Source organism: Flavobacterium sp. N2550, assembly GCF_025947265.1.
GTDB classification, from domain to species: domain Bacteria; phylum Bacteroidota; class Bacteroidia; order Flavobacteriales; family Flavobacteriaceae; genus Flavobacterium; species Flavobacterium endophyticum.
Map to the genome: position 1 here is coordinate 823486 of NZ_CP110007.1, position 24149 is coordinate 847634.

The 24149-nt window shown below is 36.8% G+C and carries 21 protein-coding genes; 9 read left to right on the plus strand and 12 right to left on the minus strand.

Annotated elements, in window-relative coordinates; translation table 11 throughout:
• Positions 1–32: 32 nt before the first annotated feature.
• Positions 33–299: a hypothetical protein gene (locus OLM56_RS03560; protein WP_147406601.1), complete on the minus strand. Its 267-nt coding sequence runs from the start codon at positions 297–299 to the stop codon at positions 33–35.
• A gap of 396 nt (positions 300–695) precedes the next feature.
• Between OLM56_RS03560 and OLM56_RS03565 the strand changes: the two genes are divergently transcribed.
• From OLM56_RS03565 to OLM56_RS03585, 5 genes are all read left to right on the plus strand, one after another.
• The gene (locus OLM56_RS03565; RefSeq protein WP_182493097.1) at positions 696–1103 is read left to right on the plus strand and encodes a hypothetical protein; all 408 of its coding nucleotides are present in this window, start codon (positions 696–698) and stop codon (positions 1101–1103) included.
• A 10-nt stretch (positions 1104–1113) separates the two neighbouring features.
• Positions 1114–1494 carry a ribonuclease P protein component gene (rnpA, locus tag OLM56_RS03570; RefSeq protein ID WP_264528348.1) on the plus strand — a complete coding sequence of 127 codons (381 nt, stop codon included), beginning with the start codon at positions 1114–1116 and terminating at the stop codon, positions 1492–1494.
• A gap of 74 nt (positions 1495–1568) precedes the next feature.
• Positions 1569–2381 carry a DUF4349 domain-containing protein gene (locus OLM56_RS03575; protein WP_264528349.1) on the plus strand — a complete coding sequence of 271 codons (813 nt, stop codon included), beginning with the start codon at positions 1569–1571 and terminating at the stop codon, positions 2379–2381.
• Between the two features lie 4 nt (positions 2382–2385).
• Complete coding sequence (locus OLM56_RS03580; RefSeq protein ID WP_264528350.1) at positions 2386–4023, plus strand: S41 family peptidase; 1638 nt, start codon at positions 2386–2388, stop codon at positions 4021–4023.
• Positions 4023–4841 carry an OmpA family protein gene (locus OLM56_RS03585; RefSeq protein WP_182493101.1) on the plus strand — a complete coding sequence of 273 codons (819 nt, stop codon included), beginning with the start codon at positions 4023–4025 and terminating at the stop codon, positions 4839–4841. Before OLM56_RS03580 ends, OLM56_RS03585 begins: the two co-directional genes overlap by 1 nt.
• On the opposite strand, the gene OLM56_RS03590 is transcribed toward OLM56_RS03585, so the two are convergent.
• The 4 genes from OLM56_RS03590 to OLM56_RS03605 form a co-directional block, all read right to left on the minus strand.
• Positions 4838–5284, minus strand: a complete 447-nt coding sequence (locus tag OLM56_RS03590; RefSeq protein ID WP_264528351.1) for a GNAT family N-acetyltransferase — start codon at positions 5282–5284, stop codon at positions 4838–4840. The two genes, OLM56_RS03585 and OLM56_RS03590, sit on opposite strands and share 4 nt — an antisense overlap.
• A gap of 4 nt (positions 5285–5288) precedes the next feature.
• On the minus strand, positions 5289–6260 hold the full coding sequence (locus tag OLM56_RS03595) for a DUF4837 family protein (RefSeq protein ID WP_264528352.1): 972 nt from the start codon (positions 6258–6260) through the stop codon (positions 5289–5291).
• Positions 6261–6302: 42 nt separating this feature from the next.
• Positions 6303–8222, minus strand: a complete 1920-nt coding sequence (locus tag OLM56_RS03600; RefSeq protein ID WP_121375682.1) for a LysM peptidoglycan-binding domain-containing protein — start codon at positions 8220–8222, stop codon at positions 6303–6305.
• Between the two features lie 102 nt (positions 8223–8324).
• The gene (locus OLM56_RS03605; protein WP_264528353.1) at positions 8325–9512 is read right to left on the minus strand and encodes a phosphoglycerate kinase; all 1188 of its coding nucleotides are present in this window, start codon (positions 9510–9512) and stop codon (positions 8325–8327) included.
• Positions 9513–9766: 254 nt separating this feature from the next.
• On the opposite strand from OLM56_RS03605, the gene OLM56_RS03610 reads away from it, so the two are divergent.
• The 3 genes from OLM56_RS03610 to OLM56_RS03620 all read left to right on the plus strand — a co-directional run bounded on the left by OLM56_RS03610 (position 9767) and on the right by OLM56_RS03620 (position 12140).
• Positions 9767–10537 (plus strand): hypothetical protein, encoded by a 771-nt coding sequence (locus tag OLM56_RS03610; protein ID WP_182493106.1) that lies wholly within the window; start codon positions 9767–9769, stop codon positions 10535–10537.
• Positions 10538–10603: 66 nt separating this feature from the next.
• Positions 10604–11752 carry an ATP-binding protein gene (locus tag OLM56_RS03615; protein ID WP_182493107.1) on the plus strand — a complete coding sequence of 383 codons (1149 nt, stop codon included), beginning with the start codon at positions 10604–10606 and terminating at the stop codon, positions 11750–11752.
• A 4-nt stretch (positions 11753–11756) separates the two neighbouring features.
• Positions 11757–12140, plus strand: coding sequence for a DoxX family protein (locus OLM56_RS03620; RefSeq protein WP_264528354.1), 384 nt, complete (start codon positions 11757–11759; stop codon positions 12138–12140).
• Here the strand turns inward: OLM56_RS03620 and OLM56_RS03625 are convergent, their stop codons facing one another.
• The 7 genes from OLM56_RS03625 to OLM56_RS03655 all read right to left on the minus strand — a co-directional run bounded on the left by OLM56_RS03625 (position 12141) and on the right by OLM56_RS03655 (position 22399).
• Positions 12141–14408, minus strand: a complete 2268-nt coding sequence (locus tag OLM56_RS03625; RefSeq protein ID WP_264528355.1) for a helix-turn-helix domain-containing protein — start codon at positions 14406–14408, stop codon at positions 12141–12143.
• Positions 14409–14499: 91 nt separating this feature from the next.
• A complete protein-coding gene (locus OLM56_RS03630; RefSeq protein ID WP_121375688.1) occupies positions 14500–15078 on the minus strand; it encodes an OmpH family outer membrane protein in 579 nt (192 codons plus the stop codon).
• Between the two features lie 234 nt (positions 15079–15312).
• Complete coding sequence (locus OLM56_RS03635) at positions 15313–16167, minus strand: class I SAM-dependent methyltransferase (protein WP_264528356.1); 855 nt, start codon at positions 16165–16167, stop codon at positions 15313–15315.
• Positions 16167–16679 carry a hypothetical protein gene (locus tag OLM56_RS03640; RefSeq protein WP_264528357.1) on the minus strand — a complete coding sequence of 171 codons (513 nt, stop codon included), beginning with the start codon at positions 16677–16679 and terminating at the stop codon, positions 16167–16169. The genes OLM56_RS03635 and OLM56_RS03640 overlap by 1 nt, the downstream gene beginning before the upstream one ends.
• A gap of 10 nt (positions 16680–16689) precedes the next feature.
• Positions 16690–18561, minus strand: a complete 1872-nt coding sequence (mnmG, locus tag OLM56_RS03645) for a tRNA uridine-5-carboxymethylaminomethyl(34) synthesis enzyme MnmG (RefSeq protein WP_264528358.1) — start codon at positions 18559–18561, stop codon at positions 16690–16692.
• A 96-nt stretch (positions 18562–18657) separates the two neighbouring features.
• Positions 18658–19077 carry an rRNA maturation RNase YbeY gene (ybeY, locus tag OLM56_RS03650; protein WP_182493113.1) on the minus strand — a complete coding sequence of 140 codons (420 nt, stop codon included), beginning with the start codon at positions 19075–19077 and terminating at the stop codon, positions 18658–18660.
• The gene (locus tag OLM56_RS03655; RefSeq protein WP_264528359.1) at positions 19070–22399 is read right to left on the minus strand and encodes a DUF4175 family protein; all 3330 of its coding nucleotides are present in this window, start codon (positions 22397–22399) and stop codon (positions 19070–19072) included. Before OLM56_RS03655 ends, ybeY begins: the two co-directional genes overlap by 8 nt.
• Before the next feature lie 185 nt (positions 22400–22584).
• Between OLM56_RS03655 and gltX the strand changes: the two genes are divergently transcribed.
• A complete protein-coding gene (gene gltX / locus OLM56_RS03660) occupies positions 22585–24099 on the plus strand; it encodes a glutamate--tRNA ligase (RefSeq protein ID WP_264528360.1) in 1515 nt (504 codons plus the stop codon).
• Positions 24100–24149: the final 50 nt, after the last annotated feature.

Here is a 24149-nt window from a genome sequence, read left to right on the forward strand (position 1 = left end):
TTTTAATAGATAGTTGGTCGGTTAGGATTATACTATTGTTGTTTTTTAGCTGTTGTAGCTGGTTGCGCTGGAGCTGCTGGTTGTGCAATTTCAGCAGTTTTGGTGGTAGTAGTTTCTACTTTTTTGGCTCCGTTGGCTTCTTGTTTCACTTCCGTGGTTTTAGAAACTTCTGTTTTCTTTTCGGCAGTTGCAGTAGTTGCTGCATTTTTTACGGCTTCTTTAGTCGTTTTCTTTGGCGTTTCTTGTGCAAATGCTACAACTCCGGTAAGCATGATCGCGCTTAAAATTAATTTTTTCATAGTGAATTTTTTGTGTGATTTATAGTGGTTTGGTATATTTTCCAAGAATAAGGCAATTTCAATGCCATTGACAAAAATTTATCAAATCGACATCTGTTCAAATTGTATAAAACTGACACAAAGTCCACGTAAATAAAGCGTTTTTATAAAATTTATTAATTGGATTAATATCAAGATTCCCATAATAATTTGTTTCAGAATCATTTTGAAATCTGTAGATTTTTGGGGATTGTGTAGAAATTTTATGTTAAATTTTTGGGGAAACAATGCAATCTAGCGTTATTTTTATTTCAAACTGGCATAGTTTTTATGCAATGGATGGCATGGAGGAATGATTTGCACTCAAATCTTACAATCCAAATATATTTGTAACTTTACCGCTTTATAAATTTTAAGATGAAAGCATTAAAAATAGTAGCCTTCTTATTTTTCTTCGTTGCTGGAACGCAGCAAACTTTTGCACAGAAATACAGATTCAAGACTTCCAGCTACAGCGTTATGGAAAAAAACGCAAAAGGCGGATGGGGAAAATGGTCTGATTTCAAAGACACTAGCCTTATCATCACTTTGGACGGCGATAAGAACCGAATTGTCGTAAACTCAGCACAGACCCAATTGTACAACATTGAAGTGTATGGAAAAACGATAGAAAATGAAACAGACAAAACGGTAACTTTTAATTGCATCGACAATAGCGGCGACCGCTGTGTCATCGAAATCATCACCAGAAAAAAACAAGGCAACCGTATCCAATTCTACATCAACTATCCTGATTTAAAAATCGTATATAATATCTATCCGTAAATCCAGGAGAATGACTACCTATCCCAAATCGGAAAAACTAAAAAGCAAGACTACGATTGACCTGATGTTTCGCGAAGGCAAATCGGTGTCAAAATATCCGTTAAGGCTGGTATATACGAAAGCTTTTCTTGAAGAAAACCAAAAGCTGAAAATCGGGGTTTCTGTTTCTAAAAAGTATTTCAAGAAAGCGGTCGACAGAAATTATTTCAAGCGTGTACTGCGGGAAACTTACCGACTCAACAAAAAACTTTTGCTCGATTCTTTGGAAGAACCCTATGCATTTATGCTCTTATACCAGACAAAAGACAAGCTGTCTTATGAAGAAATAAATCAAAAAACCATACAGCTTTTTGAAAAATTCCATCTTCAACTAAAACCAAAAGAAGAATAACAATCCGTGCATATAAGTCTGCAACACACTAAAAACGAAAAATTTTTCGTTAACAGATTATAAAACAAACTTATATGAAAACCATCCTCCCAATTTTTATTCTGTTTTTCCTTTTTTCTTGTAAAAATGATGTTGATAACATGGAAGCTGTGTATGTATCTGCGGCAGAAATGAGCGAGCCTATGGCTGATAAAGTAAGCTATGCCCCCTCGGAATCATCTTCCACAGAAATTGAGCAGAAAATCATAAAAACGGCCAGACTAACTTTTGAAACTGACGATTTAGCGGAAACAACCGAACAAGTCCGAAAAGCTGTAAAAGACAACAAAGCCAGTATTGAAAAAGATGTTGAAGGAAAGAACAACTATTCAATTTACCGAAAAATTACAGTCCGGATTCCAAACCAAAATTTTGAAGCATTTATAACTGCCGTTGGAAAAGGCGTTTCCTATTTTGATGAAAAAGAAATCTCCTCAGACGATGTTACCGCAGAATTCATTGATACAGAAGCAAGGCTGAAGGCTAAAAAGACTTTAGAAGCGCGATACCTAGAACTGCTCAAAAAGGCAGGAAAGGTTTCGGAAATACTAGAAATAGAAAAAGAACTTTCAACAATAAGAGAAGAAATAGAATCGAAAGAAGGACAGTTAAAATACATGCAAAGCCAAGTAGCGATGAGCTCTGTCTATCTTGAATTTTATAAGACCAAACCCGCAGAAAGTGGTGTGGCGCAATCCTATGGAAACAAAATGGGAAATGCCCTAGAAACTGGTTTTCTTAAAGTTTCAAGTTTATTTTTATGGATTTTAAATGTTTGGCCATTTATTCTTATTTTAGTGGTCTTGTTTTTCATCATCCGCAGAAGGTTCAAAAGAAAAAAAGCTTAAAATTATGTATGCATTTTTAAAAAAGAGATATATCATTCCGGTAGTTGCGGGAGGTCTTTTATATGTTGGGGCGAGTTTCAGAAATGATTTCTTTGAAATTGCAAAACAAATAGAAATATTCACGATGATGTTCAAGACCGTGAATATGAATTATGTAGACGAAACAAATCCGGGCGACCTGATGGACAAGGCAATCAAAAATATGCTTTTGGAGCTCGATCCTTATACGGTTTATTTCAACGAACAGGATGTCGTAAAATTCAAAATCAACAACACAGGCGAATATACTGGCATAGGAGCCATGATCACTCGAAAAGATGGCAAGCTAATTATCAAGGAGCCGTATAAAAACTATCCTGCCGATAAAGCCGGTTTAAAAGCCGGAGACGAAATTATCCAGATTGGCGATGTCAATCTTGCCGATTTTAAAGACGATGCCTCGCAGTTGCTTAAAGGAAGCAAGAATGCCAAAATCGACATAAAATACATTCGCCAAGGAAAGACAAACAACACGACTTTAGTTTTGGAAGAAGTTGATCTGAAAGCTGTTCCGTTCTTTTCTAAAATAGACGATAAGACAGGCTATATCGTTCTTTCTCAATTTAATGCGAAAGCATCCTTAGAAACAAAACAAGCTTTAGAAAAACTAAAAAACGAAGGTGCCGAAAAAATAATCCTTGACTTAAGAGGAAATCCGGGCGGACTATTGGGCGAAGCTGTAAATATCTGTAACCTTTTTGTGCCAAGCGGCGAAACGATCGTGACTACAAAATCGCATATCGAAAAGCACAACAACACTTATAGGACTTCAAAAGCTCCTGTAGATACTGAAATTCCTTTGGTCATTTTAGTCGATGGAAGAAGCGCTTCTGCTTCAGAAATCGTGGCAGGTGCCTTACAGGATTTGGACAGAGCGGTTATTGTCGGTGCCAGAAGTTTTGGAAAAGGACTCGTGCAAAGGCCAATCGACTTAACGTATGGCACTCAAGTAAAAGTAACAATTTCAAGATATTATACGCCTTCTGGCAGATGCATTCAGGCGTTGGATTATGCGCATAAAGATAAGGATGGAAAAGCCATCCGCACCGATGAGAAGAACTACAATGCCTTCAAAACCAGAAAAGGAAGAACTGTGTATGACGGTGGCGGTATTCAACCTGACGTAGAACTTGCAGAAACAAAATTGAGCGCTATCACTGAAGCATTGGTCAAAAATGACGGTATCTTTAATTACGTGACCAAATACTATTATACAAAACCAGCTATAGGTGATAAAATCCCAACGGTTACAGATGCAGATTACGCTGATTTTAAAAAATTCCTAAAAGACCAGAAATTTGTGTTCGATACCGAAACGGAGCAATCATTGAAAAAAACGCTTGAATCGGCTAAAAAAGAAAAAATCGACGAAGACATCAAAGCAGAATTCCAGCAATTGCTTACCGCTTTGCAGAAAAGCGACGAGACGCAGCTGAACAAGCACCAAGCAGAAATTAAAGAACTTATTTTAGACGAAATCATTAGAAGATACCAGTACAAAGAAGGACTTTACCAATATTACACAAAAAATAATTCCGAAATTAAAAAGGCTACTGCCCTGCTGAATAATCCGGCAGAATACAACAAAATACTAGTAAAATAATGCTTCGTTTTCTTAAAATTATCCCCCTGTTTATTTTTGGAATTGTTGCGGCGCAAGAAGAAGTAGTGCATTCTGTTTATTTTGACACCAACAAATTCAACCTGACTGATCATCAGATTGAAGAAGTTACAAAATTTATACAGTCCACCGATTCCGTTCGGATTGAATCCATCAGTATTTACGGCTATTGCGACGATCGAGGCAAAGACGAATATAATTTCAAGCTTTCCAGCAACCGTGCCAATGCCATCAAAGACAAACTCGTCGAAAACGGAATCAAAAGCAAAATTATCGTCACTATCGAAGGAAGAGGAAGGATTCTCATTGAAGACGATATCGACAACATTTCAGAAGTTCGTTCTAAAAATCGACGCGTCGATGTCGTGATGAATTTCAAGGAAATTCCGATTGAAAAACTAGAATTGCCAGGCGTTTACAGCGAAATCCGCAAAAACCATGTGGTTGGCGATAGGATCTATTTAGAGAAATTGCTTTTCGAAAAAGGAAGCAGCAAACTCACGATGAAATCAAAAACCGAATTGGACAGGATGGCTAGGCAGCTTTTAAAATATAAAAATCTTGAATTTGAAATCCAAGGACACGTCTGCTGTACACCTCCCTACCACAAAGAAGCTATCGACAAGCATACTAAAAAACGTAAGCTTTCTGTAAACCGCGCCGAAGCCGTCTACAAATACTTGGCCTTTAAAAAAGTGCCTAAAACACGCATGACGTTTAAAGGTTACGGAAACACACAGCCCCTTGGAAAAGGACCAGATTTAGACCGTCGTGTTGAGCTGGTGATTACGAAGATTTAGCCTCTTTTCATTTCGATATGAGGAATTCCATCTTCGAGATATTCTTCGCTGGTTTGAGCAAAGCCATGGCTTTCATAGAATTTTTTAAGATACAGCTGAGCTGAAATCGTGATCTTGCTTTCTCCAAAATTACTTTTGACGGCCTCGATCGCTTCCCTGATCAAATCATGTCCCCATTTTTTATCACGATAGGTTTCTTTGACAATGACCCTGCCAATAGAGGATTGTTCAAAATAATCGCCTGCTTTAAAGATTCTACAGTAGGCAACCGTTTCGCCTTCATATTCGCCGATTATGTGAATAGCCTTTCTGTCTTTTCCATCGATGTCTTGATAGACGCAATTTTGCTCGACCACAAAGACCTCGCTTCGCAATTCCAGCACATTGTATAGTTCGTCGAGAGAAAGCGTCTTAAAAGGCTTTATTTTCCAAATTAGGGACATTTCTTTATTTTAAGATTTTAATACTTTTGATTATCGACTCCAATTCATGCATAAGATCCCTTTGCGGCGTAGACGGTGCGTAGCAAAATCCTTCGATTATAAGAATCCTGTTATTCTTTTCGTCAATGATGCTGTAATTGATAAAAGGTCCCGACATCGTGTCGTTTCGTAATTCCCAATTCCCTTTGGTCTGATAGGCCTTCATGCCATCCAAAGTGGTGTTTAAAAGATAGGGTGAATAGGAATCTTCTGTAACCATTTGTGAGTTTTCCGTCGTGCCGTGGATATAAAGACCGCCAATCGAATCGCGAATCTTGACGATATTGTTGATTGCCTCGTCATTCTTTTTGATGCAATGCAACGGTATCTGGTAAATCAAGATGCTGGAATTGCCGCTTTGGATTTCTTTCTTCAGCCACAAAAATTTATCTTTTTCAAGAACTGCCCGAAATGCTTTAGGTACCTGCAGCGAAATATTGAATTTTTCTTTCAGCTTTTTAGCATCCATCAATGACTTCTGGATGGTCTTTTGACTTACTTCAATTTCGGTCTGCTGCATCAGTGCAATTATTGCAGAGGCATTTTTTTCGAGATGGTCAATAATCATGGCCGTAGTATTTCCGGAAATATGGATAAGGTTTTGAGGAACGGCATATTGATTTTCGGAAATTTCAAATATATTCCTAGCCTCTTTTTTTATGTAGAGGATATTCCTGTTTTTGGCCAAAGTGCCTTCGAAAGCGTGAAGTGGGTATTGATTGATCGTAAAAAGCGGTTCTTCTTGCGGAAGTCCGTCAACTGGAGCTGCAAATTTTTTACGAATCGTGTCTCCTATTTCTCCTATCCAGAGCTTGTCATCAATAAAAACAGAAAGCGAATTTGTGTTTCCGATAGATTGTTTATCAGAAATTTTTTCTTCTTTTTGATTGCAGGAAAAGGCAAGAGTTACTAAAAATAAGAGCAATAGCTTTTTCATTGTGTTGCTTTTTGCAATGGAAAAGCTAAAATCCAAGGAAGATTATCCTTGGATTTTAAGCTTCATTCCAGGTTTGATGTTTTCGTTGCTAATATCATTCCATTTTTTGATATTTTCAACGGTAACTCCTGGATATTTTTTAGCAATGCTGAAAAGAGAGTCTCCTTTTTGAACTAAATATTGGTGTACTTTTGATGAAGATGCGATTTGTTGTTGTGCTTTTTCGGCTTTTGTTTCGATAACCGGAGCATTTTCATTCTTGATTAATTTTAGCTTACTACCAGAAAGAACATTGGTGTCTTCTAGATTGTTCCATTCTTTAATTTCGGCAACTGTCACGCCATATTTCTTAGCAATGGCATTTAGGTTATCGCCTTTTTGAACAACATAAAATTCTGATTCGTTTGCTTCTTTGTTATCATTGTCTTCAAGAACAGCTTCTTTAGATTTTGCTTCTTGTTTTTCAACAGCAGCAATAGCTGTTTCTGTAGTATCTTTAGTTTTTACAGCAGGTTTAGCTGTTTTCTTTACTGAAGTTGTAGCCACTCTTTCGCTAGTCACGATTTTAAGGTTGGCGCCTAGCATTACGTTGTTATTTTTAAGACGGTTCCATTTTTTGATTTCAGAAACTGAAACGCCATATTTTTGAGAAATCTCGCCAATATTATCGCCTTTCCTAACCTTATGGTATTTTGTCTTGGTAACTAATTTGCTTCCTTTTACGATTTCTGGCTCATCAGAATAATCTACGTATGGGCTTCTGGCTTCTGTAGAAGCAATAGCTGTTTCTGTCTGAGTGATTGCTGGAACATTTTGTTTTTTAGAGAAAAAAGGTTTTTCTCTTTTATCGTCTTCAATTTTCGCATACGCATAAATCTTGTCTTCATTAGACGTGAAAACGGCAATTTTTGGAAGCGGTAGTCTCAAGTAGCTGTTTTTCCCTTTGATGCTTGGAACGACATCTAATTTATACCCAGGATTCAAAAGCTTGATTTGTGATTCCGGAATGTCTAATAAATCAGAAATTTGCTTGAACGTCATTTCACGTTTCACCATTACCGTATCGGTAGCAAAATAGCTGATAGCGGCTCTTTTTGGCTCAATTCCGTGCTCTTTATGGTATTCGTAAATATACATGGTCGCTAAGAAAGCCGGAACGTATCCTTGCGTTTCTTTTGGAAGATTTTTTCTGATGTTCCAGTAATTTTGCTGACCTCCAGAACGTCTGATTGCTTTAGAAACGTTTCCAGGACCGGCGTTATACGAAGCCAAAACCAAATCCCAATCACCAAATATTTTATACATGTTGGAAAGGTATTGGCAAGCCGCTTCCGTCGCTTTCAAAGGATCGCTTCTTTCATCGACATAAGAAGAAACATCAAGGTTGTATTGTTTTCCGGTAGCAAACATAAACTGCCAAAGTCCTGTCGCTCCTACTCTTGATTTTGCATGAGGATTCAAAGCAGATTCTACAACAGCGAGGTATTTAATTTCTAACGGAACGTCGTATTTGGCAAGAGCGGCTTCAAACATCGGGAAGTAATATTCTGAAATTGCCATCAATCTTTCATAAGATCTCTTTCTGTTTTTCAAGAACGACTTGATGATGTTTTCCAACCCCTGATTGTATTCTATGTTGAAAGGAGATTTAGCATCCATTTCTTTCAAACGGGCTTTCAATAAATCGGTAGACAAATCGTAATCCACTTTTTCATCTGGGTTGATATTGGCAATATCAAATTCCATTTCTTTGAAAAGGTCTTGATTTGTCAATTCATCCATCCATTCCTTATCGACGCAAGAAGCAACTTCATGATCGACAAATGTGCTTTTTATAGAGTCTAAAACAGATAATTTCGGAGTAATAATTTGTGGTGTGATCTCTTGCGAAACGGCATCTTGCGCAAGAATATTTAAAGAGAAAAAGGGTACTAAAAGTAGTGTTATTTTTGTTTTATTCATAATAGGGAATTATAACTTATTATATTTCAAATAATTATACATATTGCAAACTTAACTTTTTATAACTAATTTTTAAAAGGTTTAGTATAAAAAAATTGTTTTTTAACGTAGTATCGCATCAATTCCAGGCAATGATTTGCCTTCAAGCATTTCAAGCATTGCCCCGCCACCAGTAGAAACATAGCTCATTTTAGGCTCTAATCCGAATTGTTTTACGGCCGCAACAGAATCGCCTCCTCCAACAAGAGAAAAAGCGCCTTTTTGAGTAGCTTCGGCAATAAATTCTCCTAAAGAGATGGTTCCATTTGCGAATTTTTCCATCTCAAAAACGCCTAACGGTCCGTTCCATAAAATTGTTTTTGATTCAAGGATTACTTTTTTGAAACGCTCTAATGATTCAGGTCCAGCATCAAGGCCTTGCCAGCCGTCAGGAATTTCATTTACATTTACGACTTGTGTTTCAGCATCATTAGAAAAAGCATTGGCTGCTATAACATCCACTGGAAGATGAATTTCTACATTTTTTTCTTTTGCTTTCTCCAAAATCTCAAGTGCCAGTTCTAATTTATCGTCTTCGCAAATCGAATCGCCTATTTTTCCGCCCAACGCTTTGATAAACGTAAAAGTCATCCCTCCGCCAATAATCATATGATCTACTTTATCAAGGATGTTTTCGATAACCGTGATTTTCGAAGAAACTTTCGATCCCCCTAAAACAGCAGTCACAGGCTTTTCGGAATTTTTCAAGACTTTATTCAAGCTCTCAATTTCTTTAGCCAATAACGTTCCGAAACATTTGTCATTAGGAAAAAACTGTGCGATAATTGTTGTCGATGCATGCGCTCTGTGTGCAGTTCCGAAGGCATCGTTCACATAAATATCTCCAAGCGAAGCGAGTTTTTTTGAAAAATCAATATCTCCAGCTTCTTCTTCTGAATAAAAACGAAGATTTTCCAGCAACAAGATTTCTCCTGGCTGTAAATTTTTCGCTGCTTCTTCAGCTACAGGACCAATACAGTCTTCAGCAAATTTTACTTTTTTACCAAGGACTTCCGAAATCTTGTCAAGAATATGTTGTAGAGAATATTTAGATTCTTTTCCTTTAGGTCTGCCTAGGTGTGACATTAAAATCACGCTTCCGCCATCAGCAAGAATTTTATCTATTGTTGGCTTTGCCGCTTCAATTCGAGTCGCATCCGTCACTTTAAAATTGTCATCTAGAGGAACGTTAAAATCGACTCTGATTAATGCTTTTTTATGGTTGAAATTGAAGTCATTCAAAGTTTTCATTGTAGTATCTTTTAGTGGATTTTTTTATTGGATTCACAAATATATGATTTTTAACGAACTAAAAAATATCAAAACATTTAAAATAAGCCTAAATTATTAGCGAAAACGTTATAATTGGCTAAAATCCGGCTCAACAAATTTGGATTTGAAAATTTTGTACATTTATTTCTTATTAAAATTTGCCTACGCTTCTAAAAGTAGCATTATACCTTTTGTTCCTCATTATCAAAAAAATAATCAATTCTTTCAAACCTATGAAACATTCCTTTTTATTTGATCTCGATGCAAAATATATTGTCATCTTTTTATTTTTTGCAATGCTTCTCGCAATTAATCTTGGTTATCGGTTTGGAGTTAAAAAAACAAAAACAGATTCTGATAATTCTGGCATCTTGTCTTCTTTGTTAGGTTTGCTGGCTTTGATTTTGGCTTTCACTTTCGGAATGTCGGGTTCAAGGTATGAAAATCGAAAAGCCAGCCTTATTGACGAATCCAATTGTATCGGAACAGCAATTTTGCGAGCAGATACTTATCCGGATAGTTTAAAAAAAGCATTTAAAATAGATTTTAGCAGCTATCTGGATTCTCGAGTTGCTTATTTTGAATCCGACAGAGATGATGCAAAAATTAATAAAGCTCTTGCAACATCAGCCGCTATCAGCCAAAAATTATGGACTAGAGCCGCCTCTTATTCCAAAGACAAAGAATTGTTTTTGCCCTCCAACATGATGCTTCCGGCTCTAAATAGCATGTTTGACTCTGCTTCAACTGCCAATGCTGCTTATAATTCTAATGTTCCAGAATCGATCGTATATCTATTGCTGATTTTTTCCGTGATTATCTCTTTCTATATTGGTTATAGCTCTGGTTTTAAGAAGAAGATTGACAAATTTTATATCTTGGGATTTTGCCTTTTAACCTCTATCGTAATCTACATCACTTTAGATTTGGACAGGCCTAGACGCGGTTCCATAAACATGCACAACGAGGTATTTTTGTTTAAAGATTTGAAGAACAGTTTATAAAATCGCGGCTTTTTAGATTTTTATAGGTCTGCCCGCTCTTCATCATTTTTCCCCTATATTTGCTCCATGCTATTTTCAGAAATCCTAGGACAAGAACATATCAAAAGTCATCTTACGAAAAGCGCTGATGCCGGAAGGATTCCGCACGCTCAATTGTTTGTTGGCCCAGAAGGTTGCGGTACTTTGCCCATGGCTTTGGCGTATGCTCAGTATGTCTTGTGCAAAAATTCTGGAGGAGAAAATCAAGGCGAAAATGAAGCTTGTAATGTGAAATTCAATAATATTTCGCATCCTGATCTGCATTTCATCTACCCTACTGTTTCAACCGACGATGTGAAGTCAAAACCTAAAAGCCTAGACTTCATAGCCGATTGGCGCCAATTTTTGCTCGAAAATCCATACGGCGGATTGTTCGACTGGTATAAATACCTAGGTGTCCAAAACAAACAGGGACTAATTCGTGTTGAAGACGCCCAGGAAGTATTGAAATCACTGTCGTTGAAGTCATACGAAGGTGGCTATAAGATCATGATTGTCTGGATGGCCGATAAGATGAATATTGAGGCTTCCAACAAACTTCTGAAAATTCTGGAAGAACCGCCCGAAAGAACGCTGTTTATCTTGATTTCTGAAGACGAAGAATCTATCATCCAAACGATCCGTTCCCGTTGTCAGGTTTTGCATTTCAATGGAATTCATGAAAATATAATTGCCAATGCTTTGGTTTCACGTGAAAATATGGATTTGCGTGAAGCAAAAAAAATCGCGCACCAAGCACAAGGAAATTTCAGCAAGGCATTGCATTTACTCCATGAAGACAGCGAAGAACAGCCTTTTGAGCAATGGTTTGTGTTGTGGGTTAGAGCTGCTTTTAGGGCAAAAGGAAACGCTGCCGCGATCAATGACTTGATTTCTTGGAGCGAACAGATTGCCGGCTTGGGACGTGAAGCGCAAAAGAAATTTTTGCATTTTTGTATCGAAATGTTCCGCCAGGCCTTATTGCTGAATTATCAAACGACAAGCCTTGTTTACATGGAACCCAAAGTGGAGAAATTCAAGCTGGAAAATTTTGCGCCATTCGTAAACGGCAACAATATTAACGACATATTTAAAGAGCTTTCCGATGCTGTCTATCACATTGAACGCAACGGAAATGCTAAGATTATCCTCACCGATCTATCTATTAAACTGACACGATTAATCCATAAAAAATAGCATTATGAACAACACTGCTTCTATTTTAATTTTGGTATTTTTAGCCGTAACCTTTTTACAATCAGGCTATGATAAGGTAATTGACTGGCAAGGAAACGTAGGCTGGCTCAAAGGTCATTTTGAAAAAACATTCATCAAAAATACCGTGCCGCAATCCTTGATGCTTATTTTAGTTCTAGAAATAATCGCAGGAATTCTTTGTGTTGCGGGTATCGTCGAGATGCTAGTGAACGGCGAAACGACGTTTGGCTTTTACGGTTCTGTTGTTTCTGCTGTTACCTTGATTTTCTTGCTTTTCGGACAAAGAATCGCAAAAGATTATGACGGTGCTAGGACAATTGCTATTTATTTTGTTCCTGCTATTTTAGGCGTATTTTACATGCAATAATTACAGCGAAGCTTTAAACAATTTCAGCTCGTCCCACGTAAATTTATTTCCGTATTTTTCTTTCAGTCCGTTGAGAGACTCTTCGTCGTAGCCGTCAAAAGCTTTGGCTAGCTCGCGAATTTTATCTTCTGGAAGAATGTCTGATATGGAAACCATTCCTGATTGTATTAATTTGGCAAAATGGTTGCTGACTGTCTGCTGCGTAAGCTTGCGAATGTCCGCAATTTCTGCCAAGGAATTTTTCTGAAGCCACAACTCGTACGTTTCTTCGACGGTAGATTTTTTAGGTTCTTTTTGAGCCTTTTTCTTAGGTGCATAGCGTTCTACTTCATAATCTTCTTCCACCAATGTAGCATGAGTTTTCTTGAATTCTTCTTTGATGGATTCTAATTTTTTCGATTTGTACAATCGTATTTCAGTCGAATCTAGATTTTCTTTGCAAATTTCAAGTTCAGAAGCGACAATTTCAATCAGCAACTTGGCTTTCAAAAGCCGCAAGATTGCCTTGGTCTGCAGTTCTTCTAACGCATAAAGTTCTTGGAAAAATGCTTTAGCTTTCTTGACGCGTTTCACTTCTTCCAATTTCCATAAGATTTCATGCTCAAGTGCATCCATAGGCTTCATGAAATAATCATGAGCCGCATTTATTCTTTCTAAAACAAATTGGATATCAAATGCTTCGCCATAGAATAATTTGTCTAGCTGACGCATGAATTTTGCTGCCGGTTCTACAATAGATCCAATGGTTTCTGCCTGCCGCTTTGCCCATAGCATGTGCTTTGACTTTTCTGATTTTTCAGCATCATCGTTATAGCTGTATTGGTGGTTGCGCCACTCTTGAGCCAATTCTTTCCAATCAAAACTGTTTTTCAGATAGTTATGGACAAAACTTGTGGTTTCTTTTTGCAATGAAGCTTGAAGAAAATCTTCTGAAGCTTTATTCATCGAATACTGCACTACATCTTGATCGTTCGAAATGCCATTCATCTGTAGCGGAGAAAGCAAAATAAGCCCCTCTAACGAACGAAGTCTCGAAAGCGCCACATACGCCTGTCCAGGAAGGAAAACTTGCGATACGTCAAGCGCAGCTTTATCAAATGTCAGTCCTTGGCTTTTATGCACGGTTATCGCCCAGGCTAATTTAATCGGATAGTGCGTAAATGTTCCTAAAATTTCCTCATCAATTTCTTTCGTATCTGGATTAACAAGATATCGGATGTTCTTCCATTCATAACGCTCTACTTCAATCGTCTTGTTTTCATCTGGAAAATGAACCAAAATCTCTTGTTCCGATAACGATTTTATGATGCCCATCTTTCCGTTGAAATAGTTTTTTTCTAGCGAGAGATCATTTTTGACGAACATGATCTGTGCTCCTATTTTGAGGTTTAGCTTTTCTTCGACAGGGAAAATTTTTTCTGGAAAATCGCCCACAATTTCAGGCAGGTACTTCATTTCCTTTCCTTGCAAATCCGCTAATGATTGAATATTCATGGCATCGGCTTTTGCATTATGGGTCGTCAGTGTAATATAGCCCTTGTTTTCCTTTAGGTCAAAATCGGGCTTTACGTATTGGTTTAGGTTCTTAATGTCTTCAGAATCAATTTGATTATTGCGAAGATTGTTTAAGATTGAGATAAATTTATCGTCCGTCTGACGGAAAATTTTCGAAAGCTCGATATATAAAGGCGGATATTGCTGTATAACATGCGAATGGAAAAAGAATTTTCCTCTATAATAATTTCGTAACGTTTCCCATTCTTCATTTCTGATTACCGGCGGAAGCTGGAGCAGATCGCCAATAAACAAAACTTGCACTCCGCCAAAAGGAAAGTCTTTTCTTCTTATGCTCCTCATTGTAAAGTCAATAGCATCGAGTAAATCGGCTCTAAGCATGCTGACTTCATCGATTATCAGTAATTCCATGTTTACGATAACCGATTTTTTAGGTCCAGCCATCCTAAAATGGCGCCTCAGCGTATCTTTAGTTTCGAATTTTACAGTGTCGGAAAAGTGTGGAGCCTTGTTATATTCTGGTATAAATCCGGCAAAAGGTAACTGAAACATCGAGTGAATCGTTACGCCTCCAGCGTTTAAAGCCGCTATTCCGGTAGGAGCTACAACCACAGTATTCTTATGAGTAGATCGGATGATTTCGCGCAAAAGCGTCGTTTTTCCGGTACCTGCTTTTCCTGTCAGAAATAAAGAGCGCTGGGTCTGGTTGATGAATTTTAACGTGTAGATTGCTTCTTCGGATAGTTCGTGCATTGGCTTATATTTTTCGAAATCGAAAAGTAGTCAATTTTGGATAATTATGCTAAAAAAAATGCCTTCACTTCGGAAGGCATTTAATTGATTTTTATTTTTTCTCTTCGGCTTTCGCTTCGTCCTTTTCTTCGGTTTTTGCTGGAGCTTTATAATTGTCGTTCAATTCCTTAACGATCTTATCTGTAAGATCTAACTGATCTTTTGCATACAGGATTGTCGCTGCATCGCCAGTTCCATAGATATACGTATAGCCGTTTTTCTTGCCATACTCTTTGATGTATTTTCTTACTTTGCTTACAACAGAATCTCTTTCAACTGCGGCTTCTTGTTGCAATTGCTGGCTCATAGCTTGCTGAGCATACGTTAATTGCTGTTCTTTTTTCTGCAATTCTGCTCCTTTTCTTTGTGCCCATTCTTGTCCGTTTGCTTGTGCATTTCTACGGAAATTATCAGCTTCATCTTGGAATTTTTTTACTTCATTTTGAAGTTCTCTGCCCATCACTTCAGACTTTTCTTTGAATTTGGCCTGAAGATCTTTTGACTCTGTATATTCATCCATCAATTTTACAGTATCAATATAGGCTGTTTTTTCAGATGTTGCTTTTTCCTCAGCTTTGTTGCAAGAAAATAATGAGATTGCAATTGCAATTGCTACTATTGATTTTTTCATTCTATTAGGTTCTTTTTTTAATTGGGCTCAAAAATAGGAAAAAAAAAGTTATAAATGCTTAAAGTGTTAATTTTCGATGTTTTTTCAAGCCATAAAATTAACCTATTGCTTTAAAAATACATATAAATTATTACTATTGAAATTGGATTCAAATAAAGCGTTTTGAGGCACTTTCTAAAACAGGCAATATATTTCGATGTTTAGGAAGAAAATAAACTATTAGGTGTTTTTATTTTAATTTTTAGCGCTTTTTAGCACATAAATGTGTGAAGAATATTCAAAATTTCGCTTTGCTTTCCAATTTGACTTCAAACCGACAAAAAATGCTTTTACAAAATTCATTTTTCCAGTTTTATATTTTTCGGAAAGAAGGCTGACATAAAAAGAGTCGAATTTCATCGGCAAGATTTTTACCAGCTCAATATTTTCTTTTTGAAATAATTTTCGAATAGCTGTTTTTGAAAAATGCCAAAGATGTCTTGGAACATCATAAGCTGCCCAAAATTCTTTATAATGATTCGCATCATACGATTTGAAATTTGGAACCGCTATAATAATCGAACCATTCGGCTTGAGCAGTCTTTTTAATTCTTTAATCTGATCTTCCAAATTTGGTACATGTTCGAGCACATGCCACATGGTTATGATATCAAATGAATTATTTTCGAAATCAGAGGTATTTAGTTTCAATTCTATTCCTTTTTGATTTGCAATAAATCTTGCTTTTTCACTTGGTTCAATTCCTACAGCATTCCAACCATTATTTTTTGCAACCGAAAGAAAATCGCCTGTGCCTGCACCAATATCTAAAAGCGCTCCTTTTTTATCCTGTAGATTATTAATCAGTGATACTTTATTTTTTAAAGCGATATTTTTTATAAAATGATATGCTTTTTCAAAAAGAGAGCGTTTTCCATCTGTATGCGAAATATAATCTTCGCTTTCGTAATATCTCGATAGATTTGCTGCATCAGGCTGAGGTGAAGTCACCAGCATATCTAAATTTTCATCATATAACAATTCGAAAATTTCTTTTGAAACAGAATTATCTTTTACGGTTTGGAAATGCTTGAGATTTGTTGAAATCATTATTTAATTTGAATGTATTCGTCTTTGAGATTTTTGAGGTAAGTCGTTGCCATGTTTTGTAAAATGGATTTATTCGAAAGACAATCTTCGTTAAATTCACTAATCATTGAAATAGCAATAAATTTTGGCTGTCCGCCAACAATGTTGGCAATATTCTCTTGGTTCTTTGCTGCAAAATTAGAAATTCCGAAATATTTGTCAAATTCTGAATTTTCATAAACTACCATCTTATATCTGGCACCATCGATGGTAATCCAAAATTCTCGAGTCAGATAATTGTCTAGCTTGTACTTGATAGCAAGGAATTGTTCAAACGGGAGATTCGTCACATTATTTTCAAAGATAAATGCATTCAGTGGTTTTGTACCAAGAATTTCTTTTCCGTTTTCAGCAATATAATAGTCGTCTATTTGATAACCCGCTTTTGCTCCTATGCAACTCTGTAAAATAAAAATTATCAAAAGAATCGAAGTGATTCCTTTGATAATGCGGTTTTGAGTGATTCGTTCCACGTGAAACATATTATCTTCCCATGTGAATTAATAATACAGAAATATCGCTTGGCGACACACCGCTGATTCGAGAAGCCTGTGATAAAGTCACCGGACGAATCTTTTTGAACTTCTCACGAGCTTCATGCGACAATGATTTAATTTTATCATAATCGAAAGATTCCGGAATTTTTACGTCTTCCAAACGTGTCAGCTTATCAGCGTTATTTTTTTCTTTTTCGATATAGCCAGAATATTTCACTTGGATTTCGGCTTGTTCAAGTACTTCTTTATCCAGATTCTTTTCTTCGATGTATTTTGCAACTTTTTCAAATTTTAGAATATCATCTAAATCAATTTGTGGACGAGAAAACACTTTAAACATTTTATCGGGTTGCGAAATCAACGCTGAACCTTTTTCTTCAAGAATCGGATTTGTTTCTGCTACCGTCACGCTGGTTTCTTTAAAGAAGTTGACAATCGCTTCTGATTCTTTTAGCTTTTTCTCCATTTTTCTCATACGTGTTTCGGATGCCAATCCAATTTCATAAGACATTGGAGTTAATCTGAAATCTGCATTATCTTGGCGAAGTAATGTTCTGTATTCTGCACGCGAAGTAAACATTCGATAGGGTTCTTCTGTACCTTTCGTGATTAAGTCATCGATTAAAACGCCAATATACGCTTCATCTCTTCGTAAAATCAAAGGATCTTTTTCATGCACTTTTAAATGCGCATTAATTCCTGCCATTAATCCTTGAGAAGCGGCTTCTTCATAGCCTGTGGTTCCATTAATCTGACCGGCAAAATACAAACCTTCTACAAGCTTTGTTTCTAGCGTATGTTTTAGCTGTGTCGGCGGGAAATAATCATATTCGATTGCATAACCTGGACGGAAGAATTTCACGTTTTCAAAACCAACGACGGATCGCAGCGCTTTAAATTGGACTTCTTCAGGAAGCGATGTAGAAAATCCATTTACATAGACTTCTACCGTATTCCATCCTTCGGGCTCGACAAACAATTGGTGCCTGTCTTTGTCAGCAAAACGGTTGATTTTATCTTCAATCGACGGACAATATCTTGGGCCAAGACTCTGAATCCTTCCATTAAACATTGGAGAACGGTCAAAACCTTCACGCAATAAATCGTGTACTTGCAACGACGTATACGTCATATGACACGATTTTTGGTGCGTCAGCGGCTTGGTTTCATCCGAATACGAGAACTTATCAGGAATTGCATCACCAGGCTGTTCTTCCATCTTAGAATAATCGAGCGAACGCCCATCCACACGTGGAGGCGTTCCTGTTTTCATTCTACCTGATGTAAATCCAGCACGAACTAAATCTTCTGTAATTCCGTAAGCAGCTCCTTCTCCTGCTCTTCCTCCACCAAATTGTTTTTCTCCAATATGAATCAATCCATTCAAAAATGTACCATTGGTCAGGACAACGGATTTGGCTTTGATTTCAATCCCAAGCGATGTCTTGATTCCTTTTATCTTTCCATCTTCGATAATCAATCCCTTAACCATTTCTTGATAGAAATCAAGATTAGGTGTTCTTTCGAGCATCAATCGCCACTCTTCAGCAAAACGCATTCTGTCGCTCTGAACTCTTGGCGACCACATCGCAGGTCCTTTTGATTTATTGAGCATTTTGAATTGAATGGCTGTTTTGTCGGAAACAATTCCGGAATAACCACCCAAAGCGTCAATTTCTCTCACGATTTGTCCTTTCGCAATACCGCCCATCGCAGGGTTGCAGGACATCTGTGCGATGTTCTGCAGGCTCATGGTAACCAATAAGGTTTTTGAGCCCAAATTCGCCGCTGCCGCGGCGGCTTCTGAACCAGCATGCCCGGCTCCAACAACAATCACATCGTATGTATCTTGAAACATTTTATTTTCTCCTTTTCGATTTCAAAAAGCTGAAATCTTGTTTTGTTCCACGTGGAACGTTATTCTAAATTGTGTGTATTTGAAAAGATGTTTAAGCTATTGTTTCACGTGGAACATCGCTATTTTCTCTTCTTCTTTTTGACGCATCTTGAGCTCGTCTTCTTCCGATTTGTCTTTGTAGCCCGCATAGTGCAATATACCATGCACAAGAACTCTTTTTAATTCCTCATCAAAACTTACATTAAAGTCCTTAGCATTGTCAGCAACTCTTTCAACAGAAACAAAAATATCGCCATGCAGCTCATTCCCTACACTATAATCGAAACTGATAATGTCTGTTAAAGTATCATGATCTAGATATTCAACATTTATTTTATGGAGGTATTCATCATCACAGAAAATATAATTGATATCTCCTTCTTTCTTTGATTCCGAAATGATCACATTAGAAAGCCATTCAGAAATAGCCGTTTCATCTGATAATTCAAAATCGGTTTCATAATTAAAACTAATCATCTTTCCTAAAATATTCTTGAACCTTCTGGTTATAATTTGGCCGCAAAGGTAGTGTTTGTCTGTTTAATATCTCAATACTATTCAAATATTGCTTTAAAGCAGGAGATACAGCATTTGTCAGGTTGTTATAGTCCTTTTTGTTTGTTTGTGATTGGCGCTTTTTCTCTTCTCCTTGCTGCTGGATAGCATTATCTAATTTCAGCAATTCATGCTTCAGATTTAGCATCTTTTGGAGCGTCTCATTTTTAAAACCTTTATTCAGCAAATCTTTTTCAATCTGCTTCATCTGGTTCAAAGCGTTCTGTCCGTTACCACCCATGCCTTCTTTCTCTAAAGCTTTCTGCAATGCATCACGAAGACGCTGCTGTTCTTTATAAATCTCTAGTACCTTACCAGCATCGCCTTCTCCATCTTCACCACCTTCACCTTCATTGGCACCTTTCTTTCCGTCTTTGCCTTTGCCTTCTTTACCGGGTTTTCCATCCTTACCTTCTTTTCCTTCTCCAGGCTTCTCACCTTTCTTCATTCCTTCTTTCATCTTCTCGCCCAAGCCTTGCTGTTTCTGAATAATGTCTGGAAGTTGCATACCCTCGCCTTGTCCTTGTTTTGGCTTGCCAGAACCTGATCCAGACATTTGCATCTGCATTTGCATATTGTTCAGAATCTCACTTAAAAAGTCAGCTAATTTGTTTGATGAAGCCACGGCATATTGTTGATGCGAAACTCCTTTTGGAATTTGTGCCTCAGATAAATTCTCCAAAGATTTATCGATGTTATAGTGTACATTACCCACTTCTGTTGTGATGTTCTCACCTATTTTTGGATTTCTCAAAGACATGGCAAAAAGGCTATCATCAACATGCTTGAACTGTTGTTTTAAATCTTGCTGTATTTTTAAGTTTTTATTGAATGACAATGACCCTTTTTTAAGGCCTTTAAAATTCTTCATCAGGTCTTCTTGTGAGAAAGAATAGGCTAAAAGATTATCCAAAATCTGACGCAGCATTTTAACATCTTCTTCAAGTTGTTCCATTTCTCCACCAGCCATACTTTCCATCATATTACCGCTCATCTTTTTCATCTTCTGGGCGGCGCTTTTTTGTTTAGGCTTTGCCTTAGCTTTCTGATCTTTTTTCAATTCATCAGAGGCCTTTTTTAAATCTTCATCAATACTTTTCTCAGTCTGCTCGTCTTTTGGAAGATCAATCGGTTTTTTTAATTCTTGATTGTCCTTTTCAAGCTGCTCTAATTCCTTCTGAATCTTATCAAATTCTTTATTAATTTCTTCTTGTTTTTCAGCTGAATTCTCTTTGTCTTTATTAGACAAATCTTCTTGTTTTTCTGAAAGCTTGTCTAATTTATCTGCTAGTTGTTCTGCTTTCTTTTCAACATAAAACTTCTTTGTCAGTTCAACCAACTGTTCTAAATTTTTAGTTTGATTTTTAGAGCTCTGCTTGAACTTATCAATCTTTTCGAAAAGCTCTTCTTCTTTTAATTTTTCGGATAGTTTTTGCAACTCATCCAAAAGCTTTTCATTCTTTTCTATTTCCTTCTCAGCCTTTTCTAAGCGTTCTTTCAATTCTTCTTTGAATTCATCTTTCTTGTCGGTCTTAAACTTATCCAAGTTGTCTTCCATCTTCTTAGAAAACTCTTTCATCATTTGCTCTTGCTGCTTCTGACGCTGAATAAATTCATTTACTTTTTGCTGATCTTTGAATTCTAGATTCGTTTTTTCTTTCCCTAATTTTTGAAGCTTGTCTAGTTCTGAAAGCTGTTTATCTTGATTTTTAATTGATTTTTCAAGGCTGTTGATGTTGTCATTTTGCTGTTGCAGATTCTGTTCTTCTTTCTCTTCAACAGTAGCCAACCTATCAGAAAAAACTGAAGATTTAGTAGACTTGTAATTGTGCAAAGCATCATTATCAAAGACCTCAAAATAGTACTCATACGAAACTCCTTCTTCTACTGGAATCTGTCCTGGAAACGAAAAGATAAATTGATCGAAGACATCCTTTTTTACAGGAAGTTCCATTTTCTTAGCTTCATTCGTTTTACCTTTTGGATAAAAAACAATCTGTAGTTTTGACAGACCGTTATCATCCGAAACTTGTCCGACGATTACATTTTGGTTCAGTTTTAAACTATCGGGAGCATTGTTGACAGCAATAGTTGGGAACTGATCTTTGATTACAGAAATCTGATAATTCAGCTTTTCGTAATGCTTTACTTTAGCATTGGAAGTCAAAATTTGATATTCGGTGTTCTGATTTATGTTTTTTGTGATCTGAAATGTATTTTCATTAGCTAAAAATGGCGTAATTGTTTTTAAATCAGACCATTCCACTGATTTAGTAGCCAAAGTACTTACTTTCCAAGTCACTTTTGTTCCTTCTGGGACGATTGCATTACCGGAACCTTGAATTGTTTCCGATTTCATATTCAAATACGATGGAAAATTCAAGACCATTTCAAAATTAGCAATGGTCGGAACCGCTACAACAGCCAATTCATAATCTTTAGAGCTTACTTCATTGGCTTCGATATGAAAGCTGATGTTTTTGGCCGGCTTTGTAAACTTGTATTCAAAAACGCCTGGCTTTGTACTTTCCATGAAATAACTTTCTCCATCAATAAAAATCATGGCGTTTTCTGGAACGACTTTGCCTTGTGATTTAACCTGCAATACAAAATCATTTCCCTGTTCTGTCTGCAAAGATGGATTAGTAACCAGAAATGAAAAAGGAGCCGGCGGTGAAAAACGTTCGTTATATCGCACTACCCTATTGAAGCTTTGCGTAATCATATCGCTGTTCCCTGATATCAAAAAGAAAGCAAAAAACAAAATTGGAATAATTGCCCAAGGAAGGTATTTTATGTTGCCTTTAAAATTTATGGCATTTCCAAACGGAATCGGATGTAACGTTTTTGCTTTTTGGTCAATTGAAGCTAATAGTAATTCCGACTGGTTTTTATCGTTTGATAATTGGAGAAAATTTTTCAGCTTGTCATCTACTTCAGAAAAATGATTTCCAATGATACTGGATGCTTCTTCATAGTTGATTCCTTTTTGAAGCTTGAATAATTTGAAAAGCGGAAACAGTATAAATCGGAACAAAAGAAAAAGTTCCACGAGGATAAATGTCCAAAACAAAATGGTTCTTCCAAGCGGTTTCAGCCAAAGAAAATACTCGACAAATAATGTGAATAGCAAATACAGCAATCCTAATCCAACAAAGAAAATTAATCCTTTGAGGAGTTCGTTCGTGTAAAACTTTTTGATGAAAGCTTCTAATTTGTCGTATATCAATGCTTTATTTTCCAAAATCTTGAATGGTTTCTTTATAACCGATAAAAGTAATAATTTATATTAATATGAAAGGTTAAAATTTAGGCCTTCAATTTTAGTTGACAGATAGGTAATTTATGGCAAAGACTTTACTCAAAACTGATATTGACTAACCGACAACATTTAACTAAAATCGTATCTTTGCAGCAAAATTTATTAAAATGTCTAGACCTATTCGTGTTCGTTTTGCCCCAAGTCCAACAGGACCTTTGCATATTGGTGGCGTAAGAACTGCCCTTTTCAATTATCTGTTTGCTAAAAAACATGGTGGCGTTTTTTATCTTCGTATTGAAGATACCGACCAAAATCGTTTTGTTCCTGGTGCTGAAGCTTATATTTTAGAAGCTTTAGAATGGCTTGGAATTGCTCCGGATGAAACAGTCGGAAAGAATGAAAAATTTGGTCCTTACCGCCAAAGCGAAAGAAAACATTTGTATAAAGAATATGCCGACCAATTGGTAAAATCGGGTTGGGCTTATTATGCTTTTGATAGTTCTGAAGATCTAGACCAATTGCGTAAAAATGAAGAAGAACAAGGAAAGACTTTTATATACAACCACGGAAATCGTGAACAGCTAGACAATTCGTTGACTAATTCTGCTGAAAAAACAGCGCAGCGAATTGCAGATGGTGAAGAATATGTAATCCGTTTTAAAACTCCGGTAAATGAAATTTTGCACTTGAACGATATGATTCGCGGTGAAGTTAAATTTGATACCAATCTTTTAGACGATAAAGTGCTATTCAAGGGTGACGGAATGCCAACCTACCATTTAGCAAACATAGTAGATGATCATTTGATGGAAACATCACACGTAATTCGTGGGGAAGAATGGTTGCCTTCAATGCCGTTGCACGTTTTGTTATACAGAGCATTCAATTGGGAAGCTCCAGAATTTGCACATTTGCCATTGATATTAAAACCTGTCGGAAACGGAAAATTATCAAAAAGAGATGGCGACAAACTTGGATTTCCTGTATTTCCTTTGGAATGGAAAGATCCGAGCTCAGGCGAAATATCTTCAGGGTATAGAGAAAAAGGATTCTTGCCAGAAGCTGTTATCAACTTTTTAGCATTATTAGGCTGGAGTTCAGGAACCGACCAAGAATTGTTTACACTTGACGAATTAGTAACTCTTTTCGACTTAGGACGCGTTCATAAAGCCGGAGCCAAATTCGATCCCGAGAAAAACAAATGGTTCAACCATCAGTATTTCCAAAGAGCAGACAATAAAGTCTTGGCACACCAGCTTTCCCATATATTGGTCGAAAAAGGAATTAACAAACCGATTGAGTTTGTAACAGAAGTGGTTCGTTTGGTAAAAGAACGCGCAACATTTGCTTCAGAACTTTGGGAGTTGTCAGAATTTTTCTTCGAAGCACCAACGTCTTATGATGAAAAAGCATCCAAAAACTGGAAACCAGAAACAGCGGAATTGATGGAAAAATTGATTGTTGTTTTAGAAAATACTTTAGACTTTTCAACAGAAAATGTCGAAAACACAGTTAAAGCCTGGATGACTGAAAATGAAATCGGAATGGGCAAAATCATGCAACCGCTTCGATTGAGTTTAGTGGGTTCTTTAAAAGGTCCTCACCTATTCGACATCATTAGCTTGATTGGAAAAGAAGAAACAATAAGACGAATCCAAAAAGCGATAGCAAGCTTGAAATAATAAATTAATTAAGCCTTCCAGAAATGAGAGGCTTTTTTTGTACCTTAACC

Bases quoted from the DNA above. Each gene is read 5' to 3' on its own strand.
- OLM56_RS03560 (WP_147406601.1), bottom strand. From the start codon at position 299: ATGAAAAAATTAATTTTAAGCGCGATCATGCTTACCGGAGTTGTAGCA.
- OLM56_RS03565 (WP_182493097.1), top strand. From the start codon at position 696: ATGAAAGCATTAAAAATAGTAGCCTTCTTATTTTTCTTCGTTGCTGGA.
- rnpA (WP_264528348.1), top strand. From the start codon at position 1,114: ATGACTACCTATCCCAAATCGGAAAAACTAAAAAGCAAGACTACGATT.
- OLM56_RS03575 (WP_264528349.1), top strand. From the start codon at position 1,569: ATGAAAACCATCCTCCCAATTTTTATTCTGTTTTTCCTTTTTTCTTGT.
- OLM56_RS03580 (WP_264528350.1), top strand. From the start codon at position 2,386: ATGTATGCATTTTTAAAAAAGAGATATATCATTCCGGTAGTTGCGGGA.
- OLM56_RS03585 (WP_182493101.1), top strand. From the start codon at position 4,023: ATGCTTCGTTTTCTTAAAATTATCCCCCTGTTTATTTTTGGAATTGTT.
- OLM56_RS03590 (WP_264528351.1), bottom strand. From the start codon at position 5,284: ATGTCCCTAATTTGGAAAATAAAGCCTTTTAAGACGCTTTCTCTCGAC.
- OLM56_RS03595 (WP_264528352.1), bottom strand. From the start codon at position 6,260: ATGAAAAAGCTATTGCTCTTATTTTTAGTAACTCTTGCCTTTTCCTGC.
- OLM56_RS03600 (WP_121375682.1), bottom strand. From the start codon at position 8,222: ATGAATAAAACAAAAATAACACTACTTTTAGTACCCTTTTTCTCTTTA.
- OLM56_RS03605 (WP_264528353.1), bottom strand. From the start codon at position 9,512: ATGAAAACTTTGAATGACTTCAATTTCAACCATAAAAAAGCATTAATC.
- OLM56_RS03610 (WP_182493106.1), top strand. From the start codon at position 9,767: ATGAAACATTCCTTTTTATTTGATCTCGATGCAAAATATATTGTCATC.
- OLM56_RS03615 (WP_182493107.1), top strand. From the start codon at position 10,604: ATGCTATTTTCAGAAATCCTAGGACAAGAACATATCAAAAGTCATCTT.
- OLM56_RS03620 (WP_264528354.1), top strand. From the start codon at position 11,757: ATGAACAACACTGCTTCTATTTTAATTTTGGTATTTTTAGCCGTAACC.
- OLM56_RS03625 (WP_264528355.1), bottom strand. From the start codon at position 14,408: ATGCACGAACTATCCGAAGAAGCAATCTACACGTTAAAATTCATCAAC.
- OLM56_RS03630 (WP_121375688.1), bottom strand. From the start codon at position 15,078: ATGAAAAAATCAATAGTAGCAATTGCAATTGCAATCTCATTATTTTCT.
- OLM56_RS03635 (WP_264528356.1), bottom strand. From the start codon at position 16,167: ATGATTTCAACAAATCTCAAGCATTTCCAAACCGTAAAAGATAATTCT.
- mnmG (WP_264528358.1), bottom strand. From the start codon at position 18,561: ATGTTTCAAGATACATACGATGTGATTGTTGTTGGAGCCGGGCATGCT.
- ybeY (WP_182493113.1), bottom strand. From the start codon at position 19,077: ATGATTAGTTTTAATTATGAAACCGATTTTGAATTATCAGATGAAACG.
- gltX (WP_264528360.1), top strand. From the start codon at position 22,585: ATGTCTAGACCTATTCGTGTTCGTTTTGCCCCAAGTCCAACAGGACCT.